5 protein-coding genes are annotated in these 3,045 nt (G+C 72.4%); 2 read left to right on the top strand and 3 right to left on the bottom strand.

What is annotated here, in order from left to right; genetic code table 11:
* Positions 1 to 530 (bottom strand): ABATE domain-containing protein (locus AB0C29_RS41045; RefSeq protein WP_360832544.1); only part of this gene is annotated, 530 nt, incomplete at its 3' end.
* Positions 531 to 623: 93 nt separating this feature from the next.
* Here AB0C29_RS41045 and AB0C29_RS41050 point away from each other — a divergent pair.
* Positions 624 to 821, top strand: a complete 198-nt coding sequence (locus tag AB0C29_RS41050) for a hypothetical protein (protein WP_360832547.1) — start codon at positions 624 to 626, stop codon at positions 819 to 821.
* 17 nt (positions 822 to 838) lie between these two features.
* On the opposite strand, the gene AB0C29_RS41055 is transcribed toward AB0C29_RS41050, so the two are convergent.
* Complete coding sequence (locus AB0C29_RS41055) at positions 839 to 1,582, bottom strand: NADP-dependent oxidoreductase (RefSeq protein ID WP_360832550.1); 744 nt, start codon at positions 1,580 to 1,582, stop codon at positions 839 to 841.
* Between the two features lie 45 nt (positions 1,583 to 1,627).
* Between AB0C29_RS41055 and AB0C29_RS41060 the strand changes: the two genes are divergently transcribed.
* Positions 1,628 to 2,497 (top strand): hypothetical protein, encoded by an 870-nt coding sequence (locus AB0C29_RS41060; RefSeq protein ID WP_360832553.1) that lies wholly within the window; start codon positions 1,628 to 1,630, stop codon positions 2,495 to 2,497.
* 3 nt (positions 2,498 to 2,500) lie between these two features.
* On the opposite strand, the gene AB0C29_RS41065 is transcribed toward AB0C29_RS41060, so the two are convergent.
* Positions 2,501 to 3,045: SDR family oxidoreductase (locus AB0C29_RS41065; RefSeq protein WP_360832556.1), on the bottom strand; the 545-nt coding region annotated here is incomplete at its 5' end.

A 3,045-nucleotide genomic window follows, 5' to 3' on the forward strand; every position in this document is an offset into this window, starting at 1 on the left:
TTGACCAGCCTGGAGCCCCCCGGGGGGGGGGGCCTGTTTTTTCCCGGCTCGCGGGCCCCGGCACCGCCCCCCACCACCGCCCCGCCGGCCCCCGCCCCCCCCGCCCGGCCCCGCGACTCAGGGGCGTCCCAGGCCCAGCCGAAACCGCCGCCGCTGGGGACCAGCCGGCCGTGCGCAGTCGCTGCCGCGTAGGCCCGCCGCAGCACCTCGAGGTCCCCGTCGGCCGGCGTGGAGCCGTCGACGATCGCGGCGAACAGCCGGAACAGTCCCTCGCGCAGGTCGATGGCGGCCCGGTAAGCGGCCCGGGCCTCCGCCGGCCGATCCGCGGCCGTGCGCAGGAGCGCGTCCACCGCCGCTTCGTCGAGAAGGTCGCCGTGCCGGGCCCACACGACCAGGTCGGCGTATCCGGTCAGCCACTCGCGGTCCACCGGACCGGTCCGCGGCTCCACCGTGTTGATGAAGTCCAGGCACAACAATCCGCCGTTGCGGACGAGGTCCGCCACGCCGCCGGTCGAGGTCACGTCGTTCATCGCATCCAACCTACTGCCAAAGGCTGTTTTGCTGGAAGCATCTCCGGTATGCTTCCACTAAAGCGAGTTTAGCCGGTAGCACGAGGAGGAGCGATGCTCATCTACTACGCCGTCGGACGACAGGGCGTGCAGCAGGCGCGCGAGGCGGCACAGTCCGCCCTGCCGGACGCGCCGGTGATCCCGGAGCGGCAACCCCGGCCCGCGGCCCTGCGCCTCCGGACCGCCGGCGCGCTGCACCGGCTGGCCGACCGGATCAGCCCGGCCTGCCCCGGCCCCCTGCAACAAGCCTGAGAGATTCCGGTACGCCGCTACGCCACCATCCGCACGACGACCTTGCCCGCCTTGGCCCGCCCGTCCTCGACGTACGCCAAGGCCGCACGGGTGGATTCGAAGTCGAAGATCCGGTCCACCACCGGCCGGATCGTCCCGGCGTCGACGAGAGCGCCGAGCCGGGACAGCTGGTCACCATCGGCCTTCATGAACAGGAACGAGTACCGCACGTGGTGTCGCCGGGCGCGTCGCCGGACCCGGAAGCTCAGCGCGGCCATGGCCAGCCGGACGACGGGGTTGGCGCCGAGTTCCTGGGCGAACGCGGGGTCGGGCGGCCCGGCGACGCTGACGATGGCGATGGTCCCGAGGCCGCCGGCCCCGGCGTGGATGAGGACCTTCTGGCCCGGCCGCAGGTTCGCCCGTTCGACCAGGGCCTGCCAGGCGGTGAGGCCGACCAGCGGGAGGGAGGCGGCCTCCTCCGCGGTGAGGGTGGCCGGCCTGGCCGCCACGTCGCCCTCGTTCATGGCGATGAGCTCGGCGAACGCGCCGATCCGGCGCTGGTCCGGCCGGGCGTAGATCTCGTCACCGACCGCGAACCGCGTGACGCGGGATCCGGCGGCGACGATCGTGCCGGCCAGGTCGTTGCCGAGGACGAACGGCCTCCGGTACGGCAGGATCACCTTGAGTTCGCCGGCCCGGATCTTGAGGTCCAGCGGGTTGACGCTCGCCGGCCGGGACCCGGAGAACTGCTCGATCGCCCGGACGGGCCGGTCGGTAACCATCTTACCGCCGGCGTCACCCGTACCGCGCAACCTCGTTGGCAGGGCGTGGACCGACGGCTGCTGGCGGTGTCGACGTGGCTCACCGTGCTCGTCATCGGGGTGTCCCCGCCCTCCCGGGCCGCCTCGTCCACCGCCGCGCGCCTGGACGCCCTCGCCATCGCGACCACCGGCAGCCTCCAGGAGATGCGGGCGTCGGAGATCGTCAAGCACGACCGGGTCGAGACCGCAATCGCGACCTGCATGCGGGCCGCCGGCCACCGCTACAACAAACGGCCGGTCCTGAGCTTCTACCGGGACTTCACGGAAGCCGACTTCGGCTACGGTACCGGCCACGCGACGGTCATCGATTCTCTGACCGAGGGTCCCCGGATCCTCATCCTCAACGAGACCGCCTACGCCCGGCTGGCCCGGGAGTCCGCCGACGAACCGGCCGTTCCCCCGCAGGACGCGACCGCGCTGGACAAGTGCCGGAGGAAGGCCGGCCGTCGCACGTACTACCAGGTCGAGATGCCGCCCGGGCTGGACCGGGTCGGCCTGGCCTTCGGCGAGCTGCTGATGGCCGTCAATCGCGATCCGGACATCGTCCGCGGCATGCGGCACTACCGGTCCTGCATGCACAACCGCTACGGGTACGTCGTCGACGACCGCCGCGACTTCATGATCACGTCCAGGCTCGACCGCCGGGACGCCCCCGTCGACGGGGCACCGGCGTCGGCCGCCTGGCGGCAGGCAGTCGCCGAGCTGGAGAGACGGTTCGCCGCCGACGCGGACTGCCGGCGCCCGGCGTACGAGGCCGGCCTGCGCGTCATCGCCGAGCTGATCGACGACTGGGAGGCCCGGCACCGCGGTGAGATCGCCGCCGTACGCGCCCAGTGGCAGCAGCGCACCGACGACGCCGCGAGAGTGCGCCGTTAGCGGTCATCCCTGCCGGGTCGGGCGTACGACGATCTCACCGATCTCGACGTCGTCCGGCTGCTCGACGGCGAAGGCGATCGTCCGGGCCACCGCCTCCGGTGCGATCGCGAACTCGGCCATGTTCCGGCGGGTCAGCTCGCGTACCGCCGGGTCGTCGATGGAATCGGCCAGCTCGGTGCGCACGTAGCCCGGGGACACCGCCGTGGTCCGGATGACGCCGTCGGTCGATTCCTGACGCAGCCCCTCCAGCACCGTCCGGACCGCGTTCTTGACGCCGCCGTAGACCGCCATCGTCGGCGTGATCTTCAGGCCGGCGGTCGACACCGTGGTGACGAAGTGTCCCCGGCCCTGCCGCCGGAACGCGGGCATCGCCGCGGCGATGCCGTTCAGCACGCCGCGCAGGTTGACGTCGATCATCGCCGTCCAGCCGTCGACGTCCAGGTCGGCCATCGGGCCGATCTTGGCGATGCCGGCGTTGCCGACCAGCACGTCGATCCGGCCGAACTCCTCGACCGTGCGGGCCACGAACGCCTCCACGTCGGCGCGCC

The sequence above is a fragment of the Actinoplanes sp. NPDC048791 genome, from assembly GCF_040650095.1.
Lineage (GTDB): Bacteria > Actinomycetota > Actinomycetes > Mycobacteriales > Micromonosporaceae > Actinoplanes.